Source organism: Archangium sp. Cb G35 (assembly GCF_001896145.1).
In the GTDB taxonomy this organism is placed as follows: domain Bacteria; phylum Myxococcota; class Myxococcia; order Myxococcales; family Myxococcaceae; genus Archangium; species Archangium violaceum.
Map to the genome: position 1 here is coordinate 63,359 of NZ_MPOI01000003.1, position 25,910 is coordinate 89,268.

A 25,910-nucleotide genomic window follows, 5' to 3' on the forward strand; every position below is an offset into this window, starting at 1 on the left:
GCCCCTGTGGGGGCCATGCCCCGAGGAACGCTCAGTTCAGCTTGGGATCACACCGGCAGAGGCTCTGCCTGCATTCCGTCCCCGCCGGGCAGCCGCCACAGTCGTCCTTGCAGACACAGGCACAAGCGTTGGCGTCGGCCTGGTAGGTGGAGCCGCAGTTGAGCGCCGCCGTGTCACAGACGCACGCGCAGGCCGCCGGGTCGAACGTGAAGCCCGGCGCGCACGTGGCGCTCGCCATGCACTGGCAGGTGCACGTGGACGTGTTGCACGTCTGGTAGCCGCCACAGGTGCCACCGCAATCCGCCGTGCACGTGAAGTCACACACGTCCTTGCTGGTGTTGCACACCTGGCCCGGTGCGCCCCCTCCGCCGCAGTCCGAGGGGCACTCGCACCGGTTCGTCTGCCGGTTGCACGTGAGGTTGCCCTTGCAGAAGTCCGGAGCCGATGGGTCGTAATAGCCCGTGTCCGTCGAGCAGGGCGGCGGATTGCCGTCCTTGTTGGGCGTGAGGTCGCTCCAGTAGCGGTAGGAAACGGCGGCCTTCGTCGCCCCCGCGGAGGCCGGGCGGCAGGCGCCGTAGAAGGACAGCGCCCCACTGATGCCATCCACGTCGAAGCCGTTCGTCCGGCCACGGGGCAGATCGTTCGCCGTGCACGCCGCGGGGTTCTGCACCGACTCCAGCGCCACCCGCACCGAGGCGCCAATGGGCGGCTTGAGCGTCCGGTAGCCCGTGGAGGCGATAACGCTGTCCACGATGGTGTTGATGGCGTTCTGGATGGACGTGGTGCTGCGGATGCTGCCCACGATGCCGCCGGTGGCCTGGATGACGTCCAGGTGCCGCGGGTTGGCGGAGGGCTCGCCCGGATAGCAGTCGCCGCCGGCCGGGTCACAGATGATGCCGTGCATCTGGATGAGCCCACCGGTGGGGTTGGCCCCCTTGAAGTAGTCGATGTACGTGCTGACCGGGACGGAGTCGGGCTGGTCTCGCACGTCCGTGAGGAGGATGACCACGAGCCGGGCACCCGGGCGGTACTTCTTGTCCGCGGGCGTGCTGGCTCGGGTCATGTAGTCCACCGCCACGCGCGCGCCCTCCAGGGAGCGCTCCTCGCTGGCACCATTGATGTCCACCCAGCAGTACTGCGTGGGGTCCGGGCACCTCGCGCCCTGCTGCAGCCACGCCTTGAACTGGTCGATGTTGCGCGTGAAGCCGCGGAACACATCGCGGTTGGGCCACGTGTAGTCCGGCTGGGTGTACGACGTGGTCACCATGGCAATGCGCCAGTCGAGCTGCGAGTTGCCCAGCCGGTTGGCCACGGCCGCGGCGGCATCGCCCAGGGCGCCCTGCGAGGTCTGCATGGAGCCGCTGTCGTCCACCACGAAGAGGAAGTCGGCCATGCCGTTGCCCGTGGTGAAGGTCTCGCACTGCACCGCGTCCGCGTCACCGAACTGGGCCAGCGCCGTGCCGCCCGCGGTGTCTCCCATGACGAAGAGCCCCGGGGCCTTGTAGAGACTCGCCGGCGTGATGGCCAGCACCACCAGCACGCTCGCGTTGGAGCGGTGGACGTACTGCGCTTGAATCTTGTAGCCCCCGCTCACGCCCGAGCCGCCCGTGAGCGTCCCGGCGCCCGCGCCCACGAGCTGGTTGGCCACCGCGTTGGCGTAGTCGCGCAGGTTGGTGGTGGCCCCCTGGTCGTAGAAGGCCTGCAGCGCGGGGTGGCCATCCCACGTGGTGAAGGTCTGCGTGGTGCCCGCAGTCACCGATGGGGAGAACTGGCCACGCACGAACAGCTCGTCCCCCACCACCGTGGTGGAGGAACCCGCCTGGCCCCGCTTGTAGGCGATGAAGGCCACCTTGTTCGTGTCGTCGTAGCCGATGAAGCCCCGGCCCTTGCCGCCGAGGACGAGCTGCTTCACCTCCGTGAAGGAGGGCCGGAGCGCCAGACGGATGTCCCCGCCGCTGTCCTCCTTGAAGACGACCTCCCGCAGGTTGCCCGCCGCGCAGGCCTGGCCGGCCGGCGTGTTCGCGGCACCATCGGAGCCGTCGCGGGGATCCAACTCGCCCGGATCCTTCTGGCCGTTCTGGTTCGAGTCCTCGGCACCGTCGGCGATGCCGTCACCGTCGGAATCGGGGTTGAGTGGATCCGTGGAGGTTCCCGGGTTCGCGTCACCCGGGTAGCCACAGGTGGTGATGGGCGCCGAGCCCGCGGGAATGCCGCGCTCCACGCCATCCAACAAGCCATCCCCGTCCGTGTCGCGCTGGGTGGGGTCCGTCTCGCCCACGTCGCGCAGGCCGTTGCCGTTGGTGTCCTCGCCCTTGAAGCCACCCTGGTCCGCGCCGTCGAGCAGGCCGTCGCAGTCCGTGTCCTTCACCCGCGGATCGCTCTCGCTGGAGTCCACCACGCCGTTGTGGTTCCGGTCCTCCACACCGTCCAGCAGGCCATCTCCGTCCGTGTCCGCACGACGGAAGTCGGTCTCGGACGCGTCCCTGGCTCCGTTGCCGTTGGTGTCCTCTATCTCGTCCGGCAGGCCATCGCCGTCCGTGTCCTGGGTGCTGGTCCTGCCACCGCAGTCGGAGCCGTTCTTCGGGTCGGTCTCACCCGGGTCCTTCACGCCATTGCCGTTGCGATCCTCGGCCCCGTCCATGCACGAGTCACCATCGGTGTCGGCCTTGAGCGCTTCCGTCCGGGTGACGTTCAGCTCGGTGGAGTCCGAGAGGCCATCCGCGTCCGTGTCCCGCTTGCGCGGATCCGTCTCGCCGAAGTCCACCACGGTGTTCTGGTTGGCATCCTCCACACCGTCCTTCAGTCCATCCCCATCCGTGTCGGGGTTGACGGGATCCGTCTCGCCCGCTTCCAGCTTGCCGTTGTAGTTGCGGTCCTCCAGGCCATCCTTCAGCCCATCGCCGTCCGAGTCCGCGACGGTCGGATTCATCCTGGAGGCCCGGGATGGATCCGCGCTCGCGATGAAGCGGGCCTGGCACTCCGCGCTCTTGTTGACGGTGGTGGTACGGCCCACCTCGACACCATCACGCACGCCATCGCCGTCGGTGTCCCACCGGCCCGGATCAGTCCTCAGTCCACCGGGGTAGACGTTGCCGTGCTCCTCCTCGTCCGTGAGGCCGTCACAGTCGGTGTCGATCAACGCGTTGGTGGGGTTGACCGGGCCCGGAGGCTCTCCGAACGGATCCTCCTCCGTGGGCAACGGTGGAGGCGGAGGTGGGGGCGGCCGAGGCACCTCGTCAACAGGCTCCTCGGACTGTCCACCACCCGGTGGGGGGTCATGGACCACGTCGGTTCCACCACAGCCTGAGACAAACGCGGACACGAGCAACACGGCCGCGAGCAACCGGGAGGGAGTACTCATGGCGGTCAACACCGGGGGAAATGGGGAGAAAAACAGTCCGCCAAGCTGGGAACGCGGCCCTCCGTTGCCCAGGTGGGTGTCTAGGCGCAGGGCCCGGCATGCCCGAGCCAGGACGAACCGCCTCCCGGTGGCCCCTCCCCTTGTGCTCGCCTGCCCGCGGAGCGTTCAGTGACGGGAAATGCACGATGGTTGACCCACCCCCGGGCGGGCTCGGCTATTGTCCGTCGACGTGCCTGTGTTCGGTCTCGCGGCGTTGTGGAATGGCTCAGCCCGTGCGGAGCGGGTGAGAGAGCTGGTGGAGGGGCTGGGGGCATTGCTGCCCTCGCCGAAACCGCCAGGCATCGTCGTGGCCTTGCGGGAAGCCGAAGCCACCCTGGAAGTGAAACTGGAGGTCCCCAGCTACCCGCGCACCGCCCTCGAGGAACTGACCCAGCAGGTGGAAGAGAGTGGGGGCACGCTGGTGGAGCTGTGGCGCCTGCCCAAGGCGTCTCGCGACGCATTCCGCAAGGACTCGCTCACCGGCCCGGACACCCACCAGTTGGAGGACTTCGAAGCCGCCGCCATCGTCCTGCACGGACACCTGCAGCAGCTCGCCGTGCGGGAGCCCGTTCCGGAAGGGCCGCCCCCGGGGCCCGCCTCCGTCCCCATCGACTTCTTCGCCCAGGGGAACAAAGCCGCGGCCACGCCCGCGCCGGCCGAGCCCCCGAAAGCAGCCACGCCGGAGGTGGCCGCCGAGCCCGCTCCGGCGCAAGAGACGGCCCAGGAGTCCTCCCGCGCCTACGAGACGTTCGACACGCAGCGACTGGGGCGCCGCTTCGCGGTGAAGCTGGACATGGTGTTCCGCACGGAGCTGGACTTCGTGCGGGAGCACGCGACGAACATCTCCAACGGCGGCCTCTTCGTGCGCACGGCGCACCGGCCCCCCGTGGACAGCGTGGTGACGGTCCAGGTGAAGCTGCCCAACGGCGAGCGCCTGCAGGGAGACGCGCTGGTGGTGCACGTGGTGGATGACCCGTACAAGGGCGGCGTGGGGCTCGCCTTCCTCAACGACGACCCCACCTTCGCCGAGACGCTGGACCGCTACCTGGCGAGTCTCGCCAGCTCCCCGGCGAGCTGACGCCCTACCCCACCGACGCCGTGGGCCGTGGCTCGGAAGCCACCGGGACCAGGAGTCCCGGCTCGCCCACCACGACGAGCCGGCTGCGTCCGGCCCCCTGCTTCACCACGCGCACCTGCGCGCCAATGCGCTCGGCGAGCCCGGACACGTGGGAGATGATGCCCACCTGCCGGCCCGTGGCCTGGAGCGCATCGAGCGTGGCCAGCGCCATCTCCAGGGTCTCCGGGTCCAGGGTGCCGAAGCCCTCGTCGATGAAGAGCGTCTCCACCTGCGTCGTCTCCGACGAGAGCGAGGCGAGCCCCAACGCGAGCGCCAGGGAGACGAGGAAGCTCTCTCCGCCCGAGAGGCTGGAGACACCCCGCACCTCGTCACCCATGTCCCCATCCACCACCTGCAAATCCAGGTCGTACTTCGGCACGCGCATGAGGCGGTAGCGCGGGGCGAGCTCCTCGAGGTGTGCGTTGGCGTAATGCAGGAGCGCGTCCAGGGTGAGGCTCTGGGCGAACACCTTGAACTTGCGGCCATCGTGCGAGCCGATGAGCTCGCTGAGGGTGCGCCACACGCCGCTGGCGCGTTGCTTCTCCTCCAGGAGGCGGGCCTGCTCCCCGTGGCGGCGGCGGGCCTCATCGTCCTGGTCGAGCCGGGCCTTCAACGTGGCGACGGCCTGACGCCGGGCCTCGGTATCCGCGCGGGCCTCCTTGCAGACGGCGGGGGCATCCTCCTCGGGGATGGAAGGGAGACCGGAGGCCTCGTGGCGGGTGCGCTGCGTCTGGCGCTCCATCCGCACGGCCTGCGCGTGCTCATGCGCCTGACGAAGGGCCGACAGCGCACGCTCCTCGGCCTCGCACCAGGCGGCATCCCTCGCGAGCAGGAGACGCGCGGCCTCCAGCGTGAGGCTCCGCGCGGACAGCAACGCAGAGAGCGCCGCCTCGGCCTCGGCCCTGGCCGTTCCCGTGGAGGCATGGACCCGCTTCGCGTCCTCGACACGCGCGGCCGCGGTGGCGGCATCCCGCTTCGCCTTCTCGGCCCCATCTCGAACGGACTCGAAGGCCTGGGCGGCTTCCTTCAACTCCCGTTGGAGCGCCTCACGCACCTCGGCGGTGGGACGTCCGCCGAGCACCGACCCGCGCGCGGCCTGCTTCTCCCGCAGCGCCTCCTGTGCCCCGGAGAGCGCCTGGGCGCAGCTCTCGGTGAGCGCGTGCTGCACGCCGGCCGCCGTTTCCGCCGGCGTCCGCTTGTCCCGGGCCTGCGCGACGCGCGCCTCCGCGTCCTTCAAGGCCTGCTCGCGAGTGTTCCACTCCGCCACCCGCTTCGCGCAGTGCGCACGGAAGTCGACCGGCTTCGCGGACAGCGACTCCTGCCAGCGCGGCAGCTCCTTGAAGGGCACCGCCAGCACCTCCAACACCTCCTGACGGATGCGCGCGGCCTGCTCCACCTCACGCCCGGCGGCGGTCTCGGCGTCCGTGTTCTGGCGCAGCGCCTCCTCCGCCTCACGCACGGCCTTCTCCACCCCCTCCTGGCGCTCGAGCGCGGCGGTGAGCGCCACGCGAGCCTCCTTCGCCACACGCTCCAGCTTCTCCGCTGCCTCCTCCTCCGCGTTCAGCCCGGCCTGCCGCGCCTTCACCTCCGCGAGCGCCGCCTCCAGCCAGGCCTCGAGTCCCTCGGCCTCCACGTCCTCGGAAGGCAGCGCCCCCCCGAGTTTCGCGCGGGAGTCGCTCCAGGCCGCGCGTTGCTGCACACGCCGCCGCGCCGCGACCTCTCTCCGCGCCTCCGCCTGCTCCGCACGAGGGCCCGCCGCCGCCGCGCGCGCACTGGCCTCGGCCTCCGCCCGCGTCACCTGCGCGACCTCTCCCTCCAGTTCCTCCACCCGCGCCCGCGCCTTCGTGGCGAGCCCCTCCAGCGCCGTCCCCGTCCGCCGGTAGGGATGCTCGGTGGCACCACAGAGCGGACAGGGCTGGCCCTCCCGCAGCTCCGCACGGTGCTCCGCGAGGTCCAACGTCGCCCGCGCCTCGGCGGATGCCCGGCGAGCCTCCTTCAGCGCGGCTTCCCGCTCGAGGCGGCGCCCCTTCGCGGCGTCGGCCTCGGCCGTCGCGGACGCCTGCTCCGCCCGGGCCTTGCCGGCCTCCTCGGCCGCCTCCTGCTCCGCCCGGGCCGCCTCGCTCGCGCCCTTGCGCGCGTCCGTCAACGCCCGCAAACCCTCCTGCCGGGACTGCAGTTCCACACGACGGGCCCGCCGCTCCGCACCGGCCTCCTTGCCCTGTGCGGCCTCGGCGCTGGCCACCCGGGCCTTCGCCTCCTCCAGGGCCGCGTCCGCCTCGCGCTTCTCCCCTCCGCGACGCTCGGCCTCCGCGCGCAGCGCTCCAGACCGCGACCGCACCTGCTCGAGGGCGTTGCGCGCCTTCGTCTCGTCCTGGGCCGCGCGGCCGTAGCGGAGGAGCTCCGCCTCCCAGCGGGGCCACTCTCGGGCCATCGCCTCCAGGCGCTTGTTCTCGCCGAGCCACGCCTCCGCCGCCTTCTGCTCCGCGCGCGCGGCCTCCTCTTCCCGGGCCACCCGCTCCAGTGCTTCCCGCGCCACGCGCTCGGACTCGCGGGCGGACTCCAGCTTGCGCGCGGCCTCCTGCTCATCGCTCCGCGCGCGTGCCAGTTCCGCGTCCAGCTTCAGCGCTTCTTCCAGCGCCGGGCGCGCGGCCGTCTCCGCCTCCTCCGCCGCGGTCTTCCGTGCCTCCGCCTTCGCCCTCGCCTCCTCGCACACCTGTGCCGAGGCCCGTGCCGCTTCCACCTCCGCGCGCCGCGCCGCCAGCGCCGCTTCCGCCTCCACGAGACTCCGGGACGCCTCGTCCACCCGGTTCAGCGGCGCCCGCAGCACCTCCGCCGCGCGCACCCGCTCCAGCTCCGCCTTCCGGGGCTCCGCGGCCTCCAGCGCCTGGACCGCGCGCTGGCGCGACTGCTCCGCATCGGCCTCCTGCGCCACCAACCGCGCCCGCTCCGTGTACCAGAGCAGCGCCTGCTCGGCCCGCGTCTGTGCCGCTTGCGCCTCGCCCAGCGCCGCTTCCTCCCGCGCGCGCTGCGCCTCCGCCGCCGAGCGCTCCTCGTCGGACAGCCGGGCAATGGCCGCCACGCCCTGCTCCAGCTTGGACAGCTCCTCCTGCACCTCCTTGTGGCGCTGGTGCGCGGCCATGGACACCCGGCTGTACACCTCCGTGCCCGTCATCCGCTCCAGCAGCTCCGCGCGCTCGTTGGCGTCCGCGCGCAGGAAGGCGGCGAACTCGTTCTGCGCCAGCAGCGCCGAGCGCCGGAACTGGTCGAAGGACAGCCCCAGCCGCTCTTCAATCGCCTTGAGCACCTCGGACTTGGTGCGCCCGAACTGCTGCTGGCTGGCCACGTCGGTGAGGCTCATCTCCTGCGGCCGGAAACGGCCCTCGGCGAGCTTGCGCGCCCGCCACACGGACCAGCGCGCGCGGTAGCGCCGGCCGTCCTTGCCCAGGAAGTCCACCTCCGCGAAGCCCTCGCCCGCTCCGCGCCGCAGCATGCCGCGCACGTCGTTGGCCATCAGCCGCGCTTCCTCGTCCTCGTCGGCGCGCCCCACGGGGACACCACCGCGCTCGCCCAGCCGGGGGGTGCGGTCGAAGAGGGCCAGGCACATGGCATCCAGCAGCGTGCTCTTGCCCGCGCCGGTGGCACCGGTGATGGCGAACAGCCCCATCTTGTCGAGCGGCGGTTGATCCAGCTCCAGCGCGAAGTCACCCGCGAGACTCGTCAGGTTGCAGCCACGAATGGCGAGAATCCTCATGACGCGTCCTCCTGTACCTGGGTGAGCAGCGAGTGGAAGGCCTCGAGCAGCACGGGCTCCAGGGGCTCGGTGTAGTCGCGCGCGTAGCGGGCCCGGAAGACGTCCTCGGGAGTGCGCTCCTTGAGGGAGACCCCCGGCCGCGCGTCCGCGAGCGTGTGGCCGCTGCCGGTATAGGCGGGAGTGAGCTTCACCAACCGCGCGGCCTTGCCCTCGAGCGCGGCCTCCACCCGGCGGCGCAGCGCGGGCTCGGGGCGGGGCAGCGCGACGCACACCTCCAGGTAGGGGCGCCGCCAGTCGGGCGTGCCCTCCTCCAACGGGGGCAGGGCCTCCAACATCTGCACCACATCATCCAGCGTGGCCGCGTCGCGCTTGGGCACGCGCTCGATTTCCACCCGGCGCGGCACGTGCAGCGGCCGCACGGAGGAGAGCTGCGCACCGTCCAATTCCACCAGCAGCACCTGGTGCGCGTAGCTGGCCTCGGAGAGCGACAGGGGAATGGGCGAGCCGCTGTAGCGCACGCCCTCGCGCCCGCCCACGCGCTGCGCCTTGTGCAGGTGGCCGAGCGCCGCGTACGCCATGTCCTCGGGGAAGAGGTCCACCGGGAGCGCGTGCTGGTTGCCACCGAGAATCTTGCGCTCACTGAGCGCCGACAGCTCGGTGCCCACCATGTAGCAGTGGCCCATGGCCACGAGCGCCTGGTTCGGCTTGCGCTTCGCCCGCGCGCCCTCCAGCACCTCGGCGTACACCGAGCGCACCCCCTCGATGAGCTTGTCCCCCGCCTCCTCGGAGACGAGCGGCAGATCCGCGGGGCGCAGGTACGGCACGGCCGCCACCCACGCACCCACCTTGCCCTGGGCGTTCTTCAGCGGCACCAGCAGACGATCCAGGTCCAACGAGCCCCGGGCCTTGGGCAGGCCGCCCACCACGCGCACATCGAGCGCGGCGAAGAGGGGGTCTGGCGCATCCAGCCGGGCCGCCGAGTCATGGTTGCCGCCGATGACGACGACGTCGAGCTTGGGGCACCGGATGCGGGCCTGGGCGACGAAGCGGTACCAGGCGGCCTGGGCCTCGGCACTGGGGTTGGCGGTGTCGAAGATGTCGCCGGCCACCAGGAGCGCATCCACCTTCTGGGTCTCGAGCGTGTCGAGCAGCCACTCGAGGAAGGCCGCGTGCTCGGCCTCGCGAGAGGTGTCGTACAACGTGTGTCCCAGGTGCCAGTCCGACGTGTGCAGCAGGCGCATCCGACCCATCCCCTCCTGTGTCCGCTGCGAGGGGGTGGGGCGGGTCCCCGCCCTGCTCGCACGTTCAGGCGGCGCGCAGTGTGCCCGCTAGGGGACGCCGCGCCAATCCCGGGCATACACCTACATGGCGGATCCATCGGCAGCAGGGCGGGGGCAGCCTGTAAAAAATGCCGCGCGGCGGCCCGAGCCGTTTCACTTGTCGCCGGCGACAAGTGGAATGCACCCCCCTCGTTTCACTTCTCATCGATGAGAAGTGGAATGCGGGTGCCTCGTTTCACTTGTCACCGGTGACAAGTGGAATGCACCCCTCCCATTCCGGTTCTCATCGATGAGAAGTGGAATGCGGGTGCCTCGTTTCACTTGTCACCGGTGACAAGTGGAGCAGACCCTCACCCCAACCCTCTCCCAGAGGGAGAGGGAGTCTCACAGGGTGATGTGGCCCTCGAGGTACAGCACGGCCTGGCCGGAGATGCCCACGCGCTCGCCGCGGTCCTCGCACTGGAGCACGCCGCCCCGGTGGGAAATCTGGTGCGCCAGCAACTGCCGCTTGCCCAGCTTCTGGGCCCAGTAGGGCACCAGCGTGCAGTGCGCCGAGCCCGTCACCGGATCCTCCGGCACTCCCACCCGCGGCGCGAAGAAGCGCGAGACGAAGTCCGCCTCCGAGCCCCTCGCCGTCGCCGTCACCGCGAAGAACTCCAGTTGCGCCAGCTTCGCCATGTCCGGGGCCAGCGCCCTCACCTGCTCCTCCGTGTCGAAGACGGCCAGCAGATCCCGCGACAGCAGCGTCTCCCGCGGCTCGGCGCCCAGGGCCTCCGCCAGCCCTTCCGGTATCGCGCACGGCTCCGGCGGCCGCGAGGGGAAGTCCATCTCCATCCACTCCCCCTCCTGCTGCGTCACCACCAGCGGCCCCGAGCGCGAATTGAACTGGGCCCGCTCCAGTCCCGGCGCCAGCCGCGTGAAGAGGATGTAGGCCGCCGCCAGCGTGGCATGACCGCACAGGTCCACCTCCTGCGAGGGGGTGAACCAGCGGATCTGCCAGCCGCGGACCTCATCGCGCAGCACGAACGCCGTCTCGGAGAGGTTGTTCTCCGCGGCGATCGCCTGGAGCATCTCGTCCGGCAGCCACGCGTCGAGCGGACACACCGCGGCGGGGTTGCCGCCGAAGACCTGGGAGGAGAAGGCATCGACCTGGTAGAGGCGCAGGCGGGTGGGCATGGATGACCTCTTCCTTTACTTGCTGGACTGGTTGAGGGCGCTGGCGAACTGCATGGCGTAGTTCACCTCCAGGCCACCATCCACCACCAGCGTCTGGCCGTTCACGTACGAGGAACCCTCGGAGCACAGCCATTCAATCGTCTTGGCGATCTCATCCGCGCTGGCCACGTAGCCCACGGGCACGCTGTCCTTCACCTTGGCCTCCAGCGCCTCCCAGGCCTCGCCCATGTAGAAGCGGCTGGAGTCCGTGTCGATGTAGCCCGGGTTGATGGCGTTGACGCGCACGCCGGAGGACGCCAGCTCGGCGGCCAGGTACTTCACCAGGATTTCCATGGAGCCCTTCATCGCCCCGAGGAAGCCGTGGAAGGGCAGCGGCATGCGCGAGTCCATGCCGGACACCGCCACGATGCGGCCCTTGCGGCCCTGCATCAGCGGCACCGCGCGCTGGGCCCCCAGCAGGAAGCTCTTCACCGTGACGTTGAAGGTCTTGTCCATCTGGTGCAGCTTCATCAGCATCAGCGGCGTGAAGGCGGTGGAGGCGGCATTGGCCACGAAGACGTCCAGCCCGCCGAACTCCTCCTGGATGAGATCGAAGGCCGCGTGGAGACTGGCCGGCTCGAGCTGATCCGCGATGACGGTACGGCAGCGGCGGCCGAGCGCCTCCACCTCCCGGGTGAGCTCGGCGGCGGCCTCGGCGTCACGCCGGTAGGTGGAGACGATGTCGTAGCCCGCCTTCGCGAGCCGCAACGAGAGGGCGCGGCCCACGCCTCGCGAGCCACCGGTGATGAGCGCCACGGGTGCAGTCATATGACCCACGGCATACCATCTTCCGGCCGGGGAGCGCGCCTCCCCACCCTCGCGGGGTGTCCTGCTTCCGATCACCCGCCCGTCCGCGTGTCCCATTCCGGGACAGGCCCGCGCACGGCGGGTTTCCAGAGGGAATCCCAGAGGTTGGCTCCCGGAGTGCATGGCCGCTTTACACAGCCCCCGCGCGCCCATGTTCCAACCCCTCCAGCCCCGGGGCGGGTCCGAGCCAGGAACTCCAGGCACTTGGAGGTTGGCACGGGCAGTGCTCCAGGAGCGCGCGGCGGTCCGTGATTCGCGTCGTGCGGTCCCTGACGCGAGCTGGAGGGCCCCGGGTTTCCCACCAACCCGGGGCTCTCATCCTCGCGGACGGTAGAGTGCGCCGCCATGAGCGCCTCCCCTGCCCCGTCCTCCCCCTCCGGCCCCCGCTGGCTCTACCTGCACGGCTTCGCCTCGGGGCCTCAGTCCGCCAAGGGCGTGGCGCTCGCCGAGCACTACGCGCGCCAGGGCATCCACCTGGAGCGGTTGAACCTGCGGCAGCCCTCGCTCGAGCACCTGAGCCTGAGCGCGATGATGCGCACGGTGCGCGACGCCATTGGCGGCGAGCGGGACAGGGCCATCGTCTTCGGCTCCAGCCTGGGCGGGCTGACGGCCTGTCGCGTGGCGGAGGAGGACGCGCGGGTGTGCGCGCTGGTGCTGCTCGCGCCCGCCCTGCGCTCCCCGGAGCAGATGCGGCGCAACGTGGGCGAGGAGGGCATGCGCCGCTGGCAGGAGACGGGCTGGATGGAGACGCAGGACTACGCGGAGAAGCGCCAGACGCGCGTGCACTTCGGCCTCATCCATGACCTCGACACCCTCGACGCCCGCTCGGGCGGCTGGCCGGACGTGCGCGTGCCCACGCTCCTCATCCACGGACGCAAGGACACGACGACGCACATCCGTTATTCGCGCGAGTGGGCACACGGCAAGCGCCACGTCCGGCTCGTCGAGGTGGACGATGGCCACGAGCTGGCGGAGTCGCTCGGACGCATCGCCGCCGAGGCGGATGACTTCCTGCGCCCCTTCCTCGTCCCGGCGGAAGGGGCGGCGGGGCCTCAGTAGGAGGACTCGCTCCACTCGAGCACGGAGGCGGGCCGGCCCGAGGAGATGGGCGGCTGCTCCGGCACCTCGATGGTGGCGTTGCCCTTCAGGGTGACGCCGGAGGGGCCGTTGACGAGTCCGGAGCAGGCCCCCGCGTTCTCCACCACGAGCTGCCCCGTCAGGTGGGTGTTGGCGCCCATGTAGAACTGCTCGTGGACGAGCAGGGCCGCGCTCTCGCCACACGTGTCGATGAAGGTGTTGCCCTGCCAGACCTTCATGTCGCGGCCGGCGAGCAGGGCCACCCCCGTGGGGAGGGCGGGGCTCAGGCTCAGCCCGGCTTGAATGTCCATGTTCCCCTGGGCCAGGACGGAGGCCTTCCAACTGGTCGCAGCCGTACAGGACGGCGAGTTGCTCAGGAACTCCACGTTGCCCTCCACCATCCAGACCCCAGGGAGCAGTGCCCCTTGAGACTGGAAGCTCCCGGAAAAGGAGGCGTCCTTGCTCCACTTACCGGGCGATGGTTCCGGGTAGAGACCACTGCCCGGGTCACAACCCCCCGCGATGGAGGCGAAGGCCGGGTTGCTCGTCTTCCAGATCAACGGAGCCGAGTTGCCACACGGCGTCCAGGGATCGGGGTCGGGCTTCGTCAGGCCCGAGTCCTCGCTCTTGCGAACCTCCTTGGTCTTGGCGCCCGTACAGGTCGAGGCGTCGTAGACACTCTTCCAGCATCCGCCGCAGGTGGTCGCGGCCTCCCCGGGATGGAAGATGCGGGAGCACGTCTGGGGCTTCTCACAGCCGAGCTTCGAGTAGTTCCACATGAACACCTGCGCCCCACCGCTCTGTTCACGCAGATAGTAGAAGGGCGTGCAGAGGCCGCTGACACAGCCCGGGGGCGCGTTGAGGCTGCTCCACACCCGCACGGGCGGAGGCTGGGGCACGGTGGTGCCGGGGATGCACTGGCTCGACGAGCCTCCCCCCGTGGCGGAGCAGACGTCTCCGCCCGACTGAGCCACACAGGTGGTGTTGGCCTCGCACGCCTGCTTCGCCGGTGGGCCGCCCGTGCAGCCGGTGCCGCACATGCAGCCGGTGCCGGAGATGTCCCCCGTGGCGAAGATGTCGCCATGGGCGCCGCACACGTGCGAGGCGCCATCCATCTCGATGGTGCCTCCGGCGATGATGCCCGCCGCGGGCTGCGGCCCGACACGCACGCGCAGCACCTTGCGCGCCTGGGCGGTGGCCGGGTCCGTGCCCGGGTAGATGCCCACCACGGTGAGGATGACCGTTTGATCCCTGTCCCGCACCGGGTTGCTCTTTCCCGGCGCCAGGTCATCCCCCTCCGAGCAGCCGAGGCCAGGGTTGCTGAGGGTCGCGGCCTCGGAGGCGGGTGAATCCCCGTCATCGTCGTTGTCATCGAAGCGCACCAGGTACGCTCCGCCCTCGTGGGGGACGAGGCGGAAGTACTTGCCCGTGCCCGGCAGCTCCACATCCTCCCATCCGGGATCCGTGAAGACTGGCAGGTGGTCATCCTCCTGCCCGGCCCCGAGGGTGGGCAGCAGGATGCACTCGGTGTTCAGCATCGGGTCCAACGCCCGGTCCAGGTCCACGTCCGTGGCGAGCAGGGCGGCCAGGTACGCGCGGGAGCGTTCCACGCCGAGCTCGGCGAGCGCCAGCGCACGCGCGTCGTGACGCACGAGGCTCGCGCTGCGCCGCTCGTCCTCACCGAGCTGCAGCGTCGTGGCAACCACCAGGGTCATCGCGGCCAGGACGAGGAGAAGGGCCAGCAGCGTGAAGCCGGCACGCCCACCTCGCGGCTCTGCTCTCGCACTACACACGGGCGGACGCATTCATTGCCTCAGGGAGACGGAGAGGGAAGCGGAGTAACGCAGCACCTCGCCATCGGGCAGCGGGCGCTCGAGCTCGAGCTCGATGTCCACCCGGCGGATGCCGCGCAGGTCGGCCGGCTCCGTCACGGGAACGGGGAGCAGGGTTCCGTTGGCGCTCCAGTAGGTGAAGCGCAACCCGTTGGCGGCCGCATGGGGGGTCAGCGCCTCCCAGCCCGTCGCGTTGGAGGCGTAGAGGTCCGGACAGCCCAGCTCGAAGGGGCCGCCCGGCGAGGAGAAGAGGCTGCCCCAGCACTGGTTGCGCCTCACCTGGCCGTCCTGGAGCCCGTAGTACACACGGTCCGGCGTGGAGACGAAGCCCCGGTTGGAGCCGAAGAGGAAGTCCGGCGGGGGGGCCTGATCGAGGACGATCGTCCTGCGGCCCCCGGGGACCTCGGCATACAGCGACGGCTGGATGCGCCGCTCCACCCAACGGCCCTTCACGTTGGCCACGATGAGGTACTCGTTGCCCTGGTAGCGGTTGAGGCCCCAGGGGCAGGTGGGCGACGTGGGCTCGCTCGCGCAGTCGTCGATGCCCGCGCCCGGGCCGAAGAGCAGGCTCTCCTCGCTGGAGGAGCAGTGGGCGGGGGCGGAGGAGATGTCGCAGCCGCCGTTGAGCTCGTTGAGCAGGGCAATCCCATTGGCGGGGAGCCCCGTGGTCTGGTCATCCGCGAGCTGCGAGTACCCGTTGAAGTTCGAACCCCGCCGGGGCAGGTCCGCGAGGAAGCCGAGCTGATTCTCCTCGGCGGCCAGGAAGGTGGGCGGGAAGAGCTCGGCGGGGCCATCGGCGCGCGCGTGACGGGGACATCCGAGCCCGGCCTGCCGCAGCTCCGTGCCCAACTGCCCCAGCACGAGCGCGGCGCTCCGCTTCATCTCCGCGAGCTCCACCTGCCGGCGATGCATGACGGTGGTGCGCACGAAGGCGGCGAACGCCACGGCCAACACGACGAGGGCGACCGCGCCGCCCACCAGGAGCTCGATGAGCGTGAAGCCCCGGCGCCCCTTCACCATCTCAGCGCCTCCAGCGACAGCGAGGTGCCGCGGTAGCTCACCTGGACCACGGCCCTTTTGTAGGACAGGGCGCCGGAGACGGGCGCGCCCACGTCCGTGTCCGCCACCTCCGTCACGGTGACGGTGCACGTCCACCCGGTGGGCAGCGGCACCTGCAACGCCTGACAGGGCTTGGGGCCTCCCGCCCCCCAGGCCCCGGCCGTGGAAGGCTGCGCGCGCATCCACTCGAGCTGCTCGGTGGCCCGCTGCGCCGCGTCCTGATCCGCCACGGCCCGGCCCACGTCCTCTCCGCCCCGCGACAGGGCCCCGAACACCCCCACGAGGGCGAGCATCATCACCACCCCGCCCACCAGGGCCTCGGCGAGCACATACCCCCGCCTGCGCTTCGCTCCGCTCATGGACACACCTCCGACGAGGGCTCTTCCCTCACGCACACCGGGCCGTGGACCGCCAGCAGGATGGACAGCTCCTCGCCCCCGGACGTCACCCTCAGCTTCGCGGGCGTCTTCGCGATGTCCTCCGTGTGCAGCCGGCCGCTGGGCCGCCACACCGCCTCCACGCCGGGCTCCACCCGCACCGTCGTCAACGAGGGCATGGATATCCACTCCACGGGCTGCAGGTCCGCCACGGGGGTGGGGTGCTCACAGTCCGCGCTCGGACGGCGCGACAGGCGCAGCCGGTTGCCGGGAGTCCCGGTGCTCACCGGGGTGTCGTCCTGGTAGACGTCCAGGTGGAAGCACCGCCCCGAGTCCCGGGCGAAGAGCCGGGCCCGCGCCGCTCCCGCCGCGACCAGCTCCGCGGCCTGCCTCCGGCGATAGCGCCCGTTGAGGGGTCCGAGCGCCACCACGGCCATGCCCGCGAACAGGCCCAGCAACGCCACCGTCACGAGCACCTCGGTCAGTGTGAATCCACGTTTCTTCCGTGGCATGGAGGGTGCACGCATCGTGTCGCTTCCCGTGGCCTGTCCTGAAAAATCCGTACGTGGGAGAAGACCCCACAGGACTTGCATCGCTCACCGAAAACACGCCGGGGGCCCGGCTCCGGGCCGCGGTGGGACGGAAAACCCGGGCAATGGGCCCGTCAGCCCAGCAGCCGGGCACTCAGCGGAGCAGGCCTGGCCGAGGAATGCCTGCCCGGAGCTGCCGTTTGGGCACCCACGATGCACAAACGAAACCGACTGCTCTCCTCCTCGTGTCTGCTGGGCGTCCTGCTCACCACGGCGTGTGAAGCGCCCTCCACCCCTTCTCCCTCGGCGGCCCCGGCCTCCGAGGCCCCCACGGCCCCGGCTCAGGCTCCGGCCAGCCCACCCGCCGCCAGCCCGCCCGCTTCCGATGCACCCGAGACCCCGGCCGCCGGGAACCTGGGCAGCACCAGCTCCGGGCTCATCGCGAGCAACTGCCGCCAACTCACCACCGCCACGGCGACCGCCAGCGGCGATGACGGTCAGGGCAGCGTGGCCGCCAACACCCAGGACGACAAGCTGGACACGCGCTGGAGCGGCCCCGGCAAGGGCTCGTGGCTCAAGCTCGACCTGGGCAGCTCTCAGACGCTCGCGGGCGCAACCATCGCCTGGCACGAGGGCACCCGGCGCCAGAACCACTTCACGCTGGAAACCTCCGAGGACGGCACCACCTTCACCCAGGCCTACGCGGCCACCAGCGCGCTGACGGCCGACGCCCAGACGTACCGCTTCACCGGCACGCGCAAGGCGCGCTACCTGCGAGTCACCGTCAACGGCAACACCGTCAACGACTGGGCCTCCATCACCGAGGCGCGCGCCTGTGGCGACGACACCACGACGCCGCCCTCCGCCCCCACCACCGACTCGGGCCCGGCGCTGCCGCGCCAGCCGTACCTGCAGAGCGTGGGCACCACCAGCGCCCTGGTGGCCTTCCGCACCGGCGTGTCCTGCACGCCCTTCGTCCGCTATGGCGAGGGCTCGGACATCTCGCGCACCGCCACGGCCACGGCGGCCGGGTGGCAGCACGGTGTGAAGCTCACCGGCCTGCTCCCGGGGAAGACGTACAGCTACGTGGTCGAGGCCTGCGGCTCCGTCACCGGCGTGCGGCGCTTCCAGACGGCCACCGGTCCCGAGACGACGCGCCTGCACTTCACCGCCATGGGCGACTTCGGCACCGGCGGCTCGCTCCAGACCAAGGTGCTCCAGCAGCTCACGGCCGCGCGCGCCGGTGAATTCCTCCTCACGCTCGGTGACAATGCGTACTCCTCCGGCACGGACGCGGAGTTCCAGAGCAACATGTTCAAGCCCATGGCGGCCCTGCTGCGCGAGGTGCCCCTCTTCCCCACGCCGGGCAACCACGAGTACGTCACCAGCAACGCCAAGCCGTACCTGGACAACTTCTACCTGCCGGCCAACAACTCCGCGAAGAGCGAGCGCTACTACTCGTTCGACTGGGGTCCGGTGCACTTCGCCTCGCTGGACTCCAACTGCCGCAACTTCACCATCGCCGACTGCACGACGGCGCTGCAGAAGACGTGGCTCGCCCAGGACCTGGCCGCCACGAGCCGTCCCTGGAAGATCGTCTTCTTCCACCACCCGCCCTGGTCCAGCGGCGAGCACCTCTCGACCACGGCCATGCGCCGCGAGTTCGCTCCCATCTTCGAGCAGTACGGGGTGGACCTGGTCCTCACGGGCCATGACCACAACTACGAGCGCACCAAGCCGATGAAGGGTGACGCGGTGGCGCCCGCGGGCACACGTGGCATTCCCTACCTGGTGGTAGGCAGCGGCGGCGCGACCCTGCGCCCCTTCCCCGGCGCGCAGCCGAGCTGGACGGCCTTCCGCGACAACACCAACGTGGGCTACCTGGATGTGGTGGTGGACGGCGGCACGCTGACCACGAAGTTCATCACCTCCAGCGGCACCGTACGCGACAGCCTCACGCTGACGAAGACGCTGCCCGCCGCGGTGGCCTCGCCGTCCGGTGTCTCGGCCATGTCCGTGGACGCGCCCCAGGGCCCCACGTACGACCCCAGGCATCAGCCCGAGTTCCTGCGCGACCAGAAGCCGGTGCCTCCGGCCGACACGCTGGAGTCCGTGGCGGACGAGCCCGAGCCGGCGCCCGCCACCGCCCTCGAGCAGCAGTAACCTGGTACTTCCGGTTGGAATGCCGCCCGGACGCGGCGAGGATGCCGGGCGGCATTCCCCGGGAGTCCCACGAGAATGAATCGCATGCACTGGTTGGACGCGCTCGCCGCGAAAGTGACGGTGGCGCGCCAGCCCCGCTTCTTCGAAGACGGCTGGGGCTCCAACGCGCTGTTGGAGAAGCTCACCCGGGGCCCCCAGGGCTTCGCCTTCCCCGAGCTCTCCGAGGTGACGGTACGCCAGGCGAAGCGCGAGGGGCACCTGCTCGTCCAGGAGGGCCGCTTCCCCAGCCCCGCCGCCGTGGGCTCGCTGCCCGAGGCCTGCCGGGAGGCGCGTTTCCAACTGCTGCTGCCCCATGACGCGGGCCCCCGCCCGCCGGTGTGCGTCTTCCTGGCCGCCTCCGGAGACGAGGGCTTCGGCCTGCGCCGCTTCATCGCGAAGGAGCTGGCCCGGGAGGGCGTGGGCGCGCTGCTGCTGGAGAATCCCTTCTACGGCTCGCGCCGCCCGCCCGGACAGAAGGGCGCGGCGGTGCGCACGGTGGTGGATCTGCTGCTCATGTTCCGCGCCACGGCGGTGGAGGCGACGGCGCTGCTCGGGTGGCTGCTGGCCACCGGCCACCCCAAGGTGGGCATCTCCGGCTACAGCATGGGGGGCAGCATCGCGGCCTATGCCGCCGCCATGTTCCCACTGCCCGCGGCCGTCATCCCCCTGGCGGCGGCGCACTCGTCGGCTCCCGTCTTCACCGAGGGCGTGCTGTCCGCCGTCCCCGACTGGGAGACGTTGGGCCGCACCACCGGAAGCCCCGAGACGGCGCGGCAGCGGCTGGCCGAGCTGCTCTCGGCGGCGGCCACCACCGCGCTGCCGCCCCTGTCCAACCCGCGCCGCGCCATCCTCCTGGCCGCGCGCCAGGATGGTTTCGTCCCCTCCTCCTCCACCCTGCGCCTGTTGCAGCACTGGCGCGGGGCGGAGCTGCGCTACCTGACGGGGGGACACATCAGCGCCTTCTTCACCGGGAGGAGCACCATCATCCGGGCCATCCTCGACGCCTTCTCCCGCATCGAGCCCCTCCAGATCCCCCCCGAGGAGCAGCCCACGTGAGCACGCCCCGGTGGGCTGGCTGGTGGCGCATCGCCTGACGTACGCTCGGTGAGACGGGCCCGGAGGCCCGCCCCGAGGTGTGCAGATGGTCCGCTCCCCACTCCCGCTCGTCGCGCTCATGGGTGCCATGGGCTGCACCCAGGACGCATCCACTCCGGCCGAAGCGGCCGCCGATGACACCTCGCTCCTCCAGCGGATGAAGGGAGAGGACACCCGCGGGGGCTCCGGCATCCGCGCGATCTCTCCCGAGGAGCGCGCGAGCCTCTTCCCACAGCCCATCCCCGTCCCCGAGGGCTGGGAGGCACGGGACGCCTCCGTCGAGCCCGTGGACTACGCGGAGCAGCGCCGCCAGAGCTACGAGCAGCGCATGCAGCAGTTGCAGGAGGACGCGGCGCTGCGGGATGCGGGCATCGAGAGGACGCTCGAGGAGAGGGCGGCGGACGAGGCCCTGGTGATGGGCCCGGTGCCCCAGGACATCGCGGGCCAGCGCCGCCAGCAGCTCGCGAAGGAGCGGCTGGAGAGGGAGGGGTTCCGCAGGTTCGGCAAGGGCGGCGGCATGAAGCGCAGTGAGACCATCCACATCATCCGCGACCCTGACGGAGGCACCCAGGCCGCCGCGCTCAAGGAGTAACGGAGCACGCCCCCATGTCTCCCCCGAGCCCCCCGCTGCGCGTTGCCTACGACGTGGAGGCCGCCACCGTCCTCACACGCCACAATCCGCTCCACCCATACGCGCCAGACGTCGAGCGGATGAAGCAGAGCTCCGACGCCTTCCCGCTCGCGAAAGCGCTCACCCAGGCGGGCCGCCCGGCCACTCCGCTGGCGCTGGACGCGAACGCACTCGAGACCCTCCACGCCCTGGCCCGCGAGCGGCCACCGCTCGTCTTCAACCTGTGCGACACGCTCGGCGGCGAGGGGGCTCCGGCATTGCTGGTGCCCACCGTGCTCGACGCGCTGGCCATCCCCTACACGGGGGCGGACGCGAAGGGCCTGGCCCTCACGAAGAGCAAGCACGCCCTCAAGGCGCTGCTGGCCAGCGAGGGCGTCCCCACGCCACGCTTCCAGTGCATCCACGATGCGGCGGAAGCGGAGGGCTTCACGCTGACGCTGGAGCCACCCGTCGTCCTCAAGCCCTGCGGTGAGCACGCCTCCATCGGCCTGGAGGCGGCGAGCGTGGCGTGGAACGACGCCGAGGTCCGGGCCCGGGCGAGGCACCTGCTCGGCCGTTTCGACGGCCCGGTGCTGGTGGAGGAGTACGTGGACGGCCGCGAGTTCCACGTGTCGGTGGCGGGAGACCCGCCGCGGGCGCTGCCGGTGATGGAGCAGACGTTCGACGACATGCCCCAGGGCTACCTGAGGATGCGCACCTTCGACACGAAGTGGTTCACGGAGCCGGGCCTGTCCGGAGACGCACCGCTGCTCGAGCGGGACGCGCGGTGGAGCAGGCCGGTGCCCAGGCGGCAACCGGCCTCACCCTGGCGGCGGCGCGAGACGGTGGAGGAGTTGTGCGTGAGGGCCTTCCGGCTCGCGGGAGGCCGGGACTGGGGCCGGGTGGAGTTCCGGCTGGACGCGGGCGGAGTACCGCTGCTCATCGACATCACGCCCAACTCCTACCTGGCCCCGAGTGCCCCCTGTGTGCTGGCCGCGAAGGAAGCGGGCCTGTCCTACGCGGCCTTTCTCGGCCTCATCATCGACGGAGCCCTGGGCCGGGCGTCCGCGGGAGGCCGGACGCGGCGTCAGGGCTGATCGCCACCCTGCCCCTGCCCCCGCCCCCGCTGCCCTCCGCCCCGGGGACGCTCTTCACGCCGCTCCTCGCGCCGCATCTGCTCGTACTGCGCCCGCTGCGACTCATCCAGCACGGACGCCATCTCCTTGTCCGTCTGCTGGCGCAGCTGGCGGAGCTCCTGCCGGGCATCCCGGAAGGACTTGCTCCCGTCCCGCACCGAGTCGAAGAGCGCCTGGCGCTGGGTTTCCTCGGTCTGCATGCGCCGCGTGAGCTCCTGCTCCTGGCCGTAGCTCAACTTCGCGTCGGAGGCGAACTGGCGCAGGCGCTCGGTGCGACCCGCCTGGGCCTGGGCCTGAGCCTGAATCATCTGCTGCTGCCGGAGCTCCCGCTGCTCGGTCCGCATCTCCTCCTGCACCGAGCGCACCGCGTCCTTGAGGTAATCACGGCCGCCCTGGGAGTTCAGGGCCTCGCCGGCGATCATGCCGCGCACCTCCGAGCGAAGCTGCTCCACCTCGGCGGACAGGGAAGCCGGGACCGCGGCCACCACGCCCCCGTCGGAAGCCACCACCGGCCGCTGCTCCAGCAACATCAGCCGCTTGGACAGGCTCAGTGAGGTCTGCTCGAGGGATTCCACTCTCCGTTCGAGCGCCTCCAGCTCCAGTGAAGCGAAGGTGTCGGCATCGGAGGCCGGCTCGCTGGCCGGAGGGGGAGCCGCCGGCTCGCCTCGCCCGCCGAAGAGGGCGATCGCAAGCGCCAGGACGGACAGACCGAGGGAAGCGGGGCCAAGGAATCGATTCATGATGTCATCCAGACGGAGGAACGGGCTGCGTATTCCAAGATTCTACGGGCCCGTAGGATAGGGCCTGGTGACGGCTCAGTAGAAGACGCGGGTGGAGAAGATGAGCCGCACGGCGTTGTCCCCGGCGCCGTCCTTGTTCTCCCGCCTTCCGAAGAGCAGCTCCGCGCCGAAGGTGACGGAGCGCACCGGGGTCACGAGGAGGTTGCCGGAGAGGTAGTGCGTGCGCTTGAGCGTGCCGCCCGGCTGGACGTCGAGGGGGTACATCTCGAGGTAGCCGTAGACGAACGAGGAGGCGAGGTGCTCGGTCCAGCGAGGCTCGATGGAGCCGAACACGCCGAAGGTGGGCACCGCCTCCAGCCGGCCCGGGGCCACCACCACGGCGTCGAGCCCCAGCCCGGCGATGTCGGCCGTGTAGCCGCCGAGGCCGGCGCCGTAATGCACCTGGGTCGAGGCGCGCCAGCCCCGCTGGCCCCACGTCCAGAGCGCGCTCAGCATGCCGCCCCACCCCAGCACCGAGCCCTGCGCGCCGCCGGTCTCGTAGTACGAGAGCCACCGGGCGAGGCCCGCCGCGCGCACGTGACGGCCCTTGCCGAGGTTCCACTCCACCGCGCCCGCCACGTCCGGCAGGGGTGTGCGCTCCTCCTGCGTGTCCGGGTTGGAGAAGGTGAGGTCCGGCAGCGGCCGCTCCAGCGACGCCTGCACCAGCAGCGGGCCGAAGGTGTTGCCGTAGCGCAGCACTTCGTGCCGAGAGGCCAGCATGGAGCCCGGCCCCTGGAAGTCGAGCGTGTCGGGCACGGCCTCCAGGTCCATGAACGTCGTCCACTTCCGCCCCGCCAGCAGCGGGCCGATGATGGCGTACGCTTCGTAGACGCGGAAGTCACCGCCGCTGGAGCCCTCGCCGTAGAAGTCCGCGGAGATGTGGCCGATGAGCGTGCCCAACTGCGTCAGCTTTCCACCCTCGAAGAAGAGCCGGGACTGCTTCGCGTTGAAGTTCAGGTTGGGCCCCCGGGAATCCACGCCCACGGGGATGGAAGCCGGAACGAAGTCCTCTTCGTTGCCGATGGGCCGGAGGTCGTAGTTGACGTCCACCTTGAGGCGGGCGCGGAAGGAGACGTAGCCGCGCTTCAGGTCATCCTCCGTCGCCGGGCCCACCTTCATCACCATGCCCGTCAGGGAGGGGTCCACCACCGCCGGCTCCGAGCCCGGCGACGCTTCGAAGGGCTTCGCGCTCCCCGTGTCCGCTTCCTCCGCCTCGGGCTTCTGCTCCGGGGGAGACTCCGGAGTCTTCACACCGCCGGGCGTCTCGGGCGCCTCGGGGATGGAGGTGTCCTTGGATTGCGCGGAGGCACTCCCTCCGGCGACGGCGAGCAACGCACCCAACACTGCTCCGAGACGGCTGAGCCTCCGCATGCGGCGAGCACCTCCCCGGCACCTGTGTCCGGGGACAGGAGAGCATGGGGCCTCCGCTCCCGGTCAGCACTCGGGGGCCGGAAGCGGCTTCATTGTCGCGGACAGAACCCTCTCCTTCGACGCACCGCACCAACCGAAGCGGGCGGCAACCCGGGCAGACTACCGCCGACAATCTCCGAATTCCGGCACAGGAGCCTCCATGAAACGACGTCTCTTCTCCTCACCCCGCCTGCTGGCGGCCGTGGCGCTCGCACTCACCCTGGGTGCCTGCGACACGCAGTCCCCGGATGAGGACTCCCTCTCCACGCGGAGCGACGCGCTCGCCGACCCGTGCGCGGCCAACCAGGGTTTCCAGGTGGGCGCGGGCCTCTATGACATCACCGGCCCGGCGGCGGAGCTCGGCATGATGGGCTACGCCATGGTGGACCAGAAGACGGCGGGCATCCACCAGCGCCTGCGCTCGCGCGCCTTCGTCGTCGCCTCGCCCTGCAATGGCAAGCGCGCGGTGTTCGTGAGCGCGGACCTGGGCCAGATCTACCAGGGCGTGCGGCAGCAGGTGGTGGAGAAGCTGCGAGCCCGTTACGGCACCCTCTACACGGACGACAACGTGCTGCTGAGCGCCACGCACACGCACTCGGGGCCGGGCGGGCACTCGCACTACGCGCTCTACAACCTCACCATCCTCGGCTACGACAAGCAGGGCTTCGACGCCATCGTGGATGGCATCTTCCAGTCCATCGTCCGCGCCCACGACAACCTGGCGCCCGGCACCATCCGCGTCGCCTCGGGAGATCTGCTCGACGCGAGCATCAACCGCTCCCCCGGGGCCTACCTGCGCAACCCCGCCACCGAGCGCGCGCAGTACGCCCACGACACGGACAAGCGCATGACGCTGCTGCGGCTGCAGGCGGATGACGGGCAGGAGGTGGGCCTCATCAACTGGTTCGCCGTGCACGCCACCTCCATGGGCAACGACAACCTGCTCATCAGCGGCGACAACAAGGGCTACGCCTCCTACCTCTTCGAGAAGCTCAAGGGGACGAACTACTCCACGCAGCGCACCTTCGTGGCGGCCTTCGCGCAGAGCAACGAGGGAGACGTGACGCCCAACATCTACGGCGGCACCAACGGCGGCGGCGCCAACGACTTCGAGAGCACGGAGCTCTCCGGGCGCAAGCAGTACAACCTGGCGAAGACGCTCTATGACACGGCCTCGGCGCCGCTGACGGGCGGGGTGGACTTCCGGCACGCGTACGTGGCGATGGACTCGGTGCAGGTGGGGCCCGCGTACACGGATGGCGTGTGGCGCACCACCTGCGAAGCGGCCATTGGCGACTCCATGCTGGCGGGCGCCGAGGACGGCCCGGGCTACGGCTACGAGGGCTCCACCTGCGAGAGCATCGATGACGCCTGGGGCGTCTTCAACTGCGCCCTCTTCACCACGGCGTGCCAGGGGGAGAAGCCCATCGTCCTGGAGATGGGCACCATGCAGCCCTACCCGTGGACGCCCGAGGTGCTGCCGCTGCAGGTGGTGCGGCTGGGCAACGTGGCGCTGGTGGCGCTGCCCTTCGAGCCCACCACCATGGCGGGGCGGCGGGTGCGGCAGCAGGTGCTCGCGCAACTGTCCCCGGTGGGGGTGGATCAGGTGGTCATCGCCGGCCTGTCCAACGCCTACGCGGGCTACCTGTCCACGCGAGAGGAGTACGCGAAGCAGGACTATGAGGGCGCCTCCACGCACTTCGGCCCGTGGACGCTCGCGGCGGTGCAGCAGGAGGTGGACAAGCTGGCCAGCGCCATCCGCACGGGCGCCACGGTGGCCCCGGGCCCTACCCCGCGAGATCTCCGCAACAACCAGTCCACGTTGCAGACAGGCGTGGTGTACGACGACAAGCTGCTGACGGTGAGCTTTGGCAGCGTCGTGACGAACGCGCTCGCCAGCTACACCCGAGGCCAGACGGTGAGCGTGAAGTTCTGGGGAGGCCACCCGAAGAACAACCTCCGCCGCCAGGGCAGCTTCCTGCAGGTGCAGCGCAAGTCGGGCACCTCGTGGGTGACGGTGGCCAACGACTGGGACTGGGAGACGAAGTACCGCTGGAAGCGCTACGACTGCGCTCCTACCTACGGCTGCTCGCACGTCACCACCGAGTGGACGATTCCGGCGGACGCAGTGCCGGGCACCTACCGCATCCGCCATGAGGGCGACTGGAAGTCCGGCTGGGACGGGCTCATCCGCGCCTACAGCGGCACGTCGCGCGAGTTCACCGTGAACTGA

At 70.7% G+C, this 25,910-nt stretch carries 18 protein-coding genes; 7 read left to right on the forward strand and 11 right to left on the reverse strand.

Features of this window, described 5'->3' with window-relative positions; translation table 11 throughout:
- Window positions 1-31: 31 nt before the first annotated feature.
- Window positions 32-3,361, reverse strand: a complete 3,330-nt coding sequence (gene cglD / locus BO221_RS10805) for an adventurous gliding motility lipoprotein CglD (RefSeq protein WP_073560350.1) — start codon at window positions 3,359-3,361, stop codon at window positions 32-34.
- A 283-nt stretch (window positions 3,362-3,644) separates the two neighbouring features.
- On the opposite strand from cglD, the gene BO221_RS10810 reads away from it, so the two are divergent.
- Window positions 3,645-4,478, forward strand: a complete 834-nt coding sequence (locus BO221_RS10810; RefSeq protein ID WP_233165898.1) for a TIGR02266 family protein — start codon at window positions 3,645-3,647, stop codon at window positions 4,476-4,478.
- Between the two features lie 4 nt (window positions 4,479-4,482).
- Here BO221_RS10810 and BO221_RS10815 read toward each other — a convergent pair whose 3' ends face one another.
- The 4 genes from BO221_RS10815 to BO221_RS10830 all read right to left on the reverse strand — a co-directional run bounded on the left by BO221_RS10815 (window position 4,483) and on the right by BO221_RS10830 (window position 11,531).
- A complete protein-coding gene (locus BO221_RS10815) occupies window positions 4,483-8,268 on the reverse strand; it encodes an AAA family ATPase (RefSeq protein ID WP_073560351.1) in 3,786 nt (1,261 codons plus the stop codon).
- Window positions 8,265-9,509: an exonuclease SbcCD subunit D C-terminal domain-containing protein gene (locus tag BO221_RS10820; RefSeq protein WP_073560352.1), complete on the reverse strand. Its 1,245-nt coding sequence runs from the start codon at window positions 9,507-9,509 to the stop codon at window positions 8,265-8,267. The genes BO221_RS10815 and BO221_RS10820 overlap by 4 nt, the downstream gene beginning before the upstream one ends.
- 423 nt (window positions 9,510-9,932) lie before the next feature.
- On the reverse strand, window positions 9,933-10,724 hold the full coding sequence (locus BO221_RS10825; protein ID WP_073560353.1) for a PhzF family phenazine biosynthesis protein: 792 nt from the start codon (window positions 10,722-10,724) through the stop codon (window positions 9,933-9,935).
- Between the two features lie 15 nt (window positions 10,725-10,739).
- The gene (locus BO221_RS10830) at window positions 10,740-11,531 is read right to left on the reverse strand and encodes an SDR family oxidoreductase (protein WP_073560354.1); all 792 of its coding nucleotides are present in this window, start codon (window positions 11,529-11,531) and stop codon (window positions 10,740-10,742) included.
- 384 nt (window positions 11,532-11,915) lie between these two features.
- Between BO221_RS10830 and BO221_RS10835 the strand changes: the two genes are divergently transcribed.
- Entirely contained in the window at window positions 11,916-12,629 is a 714-nt protein-coding gene (locus BO221_RS10835) for a YqiA/YcfP family alpha/beta fold hydrolase (RefSeq protein ID WP_073560355.1), read from the forward strand.
- Here the strand turns inward: BO221_RS10835 and BO221_RS10840 are convergent.
- The 4 genes from BO221_RS10840 to BO221_RS10855 are packed head-to-tail and all read right to left on the reverse strand — an operon-like array spanning window position 12,623 to window position 16,427.
- The gene (locus tag BO221_RS10840) at window positions 12,623-14,452 is read right to left on the reverse strand and encodes a hypothetical protein (protein WP_073560356.1); all 1,830 of its coding nucleotides are present in this window, start codon (window positions 14,450-14,452) and stop codon (window positions 12,623-12,625) included. The two genes, BO221_RS10835 and BO221_RS10840, sit on opposite strands and share 7 nt — an antisense overlap.
- Window positions 14,453-15,499: a prepilin-type N-terminal cleavage/methylation domain-containing protein gene (locus tag BO221_RS10845; RefSeq protein ID WP_073560357.1), complete on the reverse strand. Its 1,047-nt coding sequence runs from the start codon at window positions 15,497-15,499 to the stop codon at window positions 14,453-14,455. It lies immediately after the preceding gene.
- Window positions 15,493-15,897 carry a hypothetical protein gene (locus BO221_RS10850; protein WP_073560358.1) on the reverse strand — a complete coding sequence of 135 codons (405 nt, stop codon included), beginning with the start codon at window positions 15,895-15,897 and terminating at the stop codon, window positions 15,493-15,495. Before BO221_RS10850 ends, BO221_RS10845 begins: the two co-directional genes overlap by 7 nt.
- Window positions 15,894-16,427 carry a prepilin-type N-terminal cleavage/methylation domain-containing protein gene (locus BO221_RS10855; RefSeq protein WP_158079820.1) on the reverse strand — a complete coding sequence of 178 codons (534 nt, stop codon included), beginning with the start codon at window positions 16,425-16,427 and terminating at the stop codon, window positions 15,894-15,896. The genes BO221_RS10850 and BO221_RS10855 overlap by 4 nt, the downstream gene beginning before the upstream one ends.
- Before the next feature lie 231 nt (window positions 16,428-16,658).
- Here BO221_RS10855 and BO221_RS10860 point away from each other — a divergent pair, with 231 nt between their 5' ends.
- The 4 genes from BO221_RS10860 to BO221_RS10875 all read left to right on the forward strand — a co-directional run bounded on the left by BO221_RS10860 (window position 16,659) and on the right by BO221_RS10875 (window position 21,449).
- Window positions 16,659-18,608: a metallophosphoesterase gene (locus BO221_RS10860; protein WP_073560360.1), complete on the forward strand. Its 1,950-nt coding sequence runs from the start codon at window positions 16,659-16,661 to the stop codon at window positions 18,606-18,608.
- A 75-nt stretch (window positions 18,609-18,683) separates the two neighbouring features.
- The gene (locus BO221_RS10865) at window positions 18,684-19,703 is read left to right on the forward strand and encodes an alpha/beta hydrolase family protein (RefSeq protein WP_073560361.1); all 1,020 of its coding nucleotides are present in this window, start codon (window positions 18,684-18,686) and stop codon (window positions 19,701-19,703) included.
- 85 nt (window positions 19,704-19,788) lie between these two features.
- Window positions 19,789-20,334: a hypothetical protein gene (locus BO221_RS10870; protein WP_073560362.1), complete on the forward strand. Its 546-nt coding sequence runs from the start codon at window positions 19,789-19,791 to the stop codon at window positions 20,332-20,334.
- A gap of 14 nt (window positions 20,335-20,348) precedes the next feature.
- Complete coding sequence (locus tag BO221_RS10875; protein ID WP_073560363.1) at window positions 20,349-21,449, forward strand: hypothetical protein; 1,101 nt, start codon at window positions 20,349-20,351, stop codon at window positions 21,447-21,449.
- Here BO221_RS10875 and BO221_RS10880 read toward each other — a convergent pair.
- Together BO221_RS10880 and BO221_RS10885 are read right to left on the reverse strand one after the other, a co-directional pair.
- Window positions 21,440-22,228: a hypothetical protein gene (locus tag BO221_RS10880; protein WP_073560364.1), complete on the reverse strand. Its 789-nt coding sequence runs from the start codon at window positions 22,226-22,228 to the stop codon at window positions 21,440-21,442. The genes BO221_RS10875 and BO221_RS10880 overlap by 10 nt on opposite strands.
- Window positions 22,229-22,303: 75 nt before the next feature.
- On the reverse strand, window positions 22,304-23,638 hold the full coding sequence (locus tag BO221_RS10885; RefSeq protein ID WP_143195383.1) for a DcaP family trimeric outer membrane transporter: 1,335 nt from the start codon (window positions 23,636-23,638) through the stop codon (window positions 22,304-22,306).
- A gap of 199 nt (window positions 23,639-23,837) precedes the next feature.
- Between BO221_RS10885 and BO221_RS10890 the strand changes: the two genes are divergently transcribed.
- Window positions 23,838-25,910 (forward strand): neutral/alkaline non-lysosomal ceramidase N-terminal domain-containing protein, encoded by a 2,073-nt coding sequence (locus BO221_RS10890; RefSeq protein WP_073560366.1) that lies wholly within the window; start codon window positions 23,838-23,840, stop codon window positions 25,908-25,910.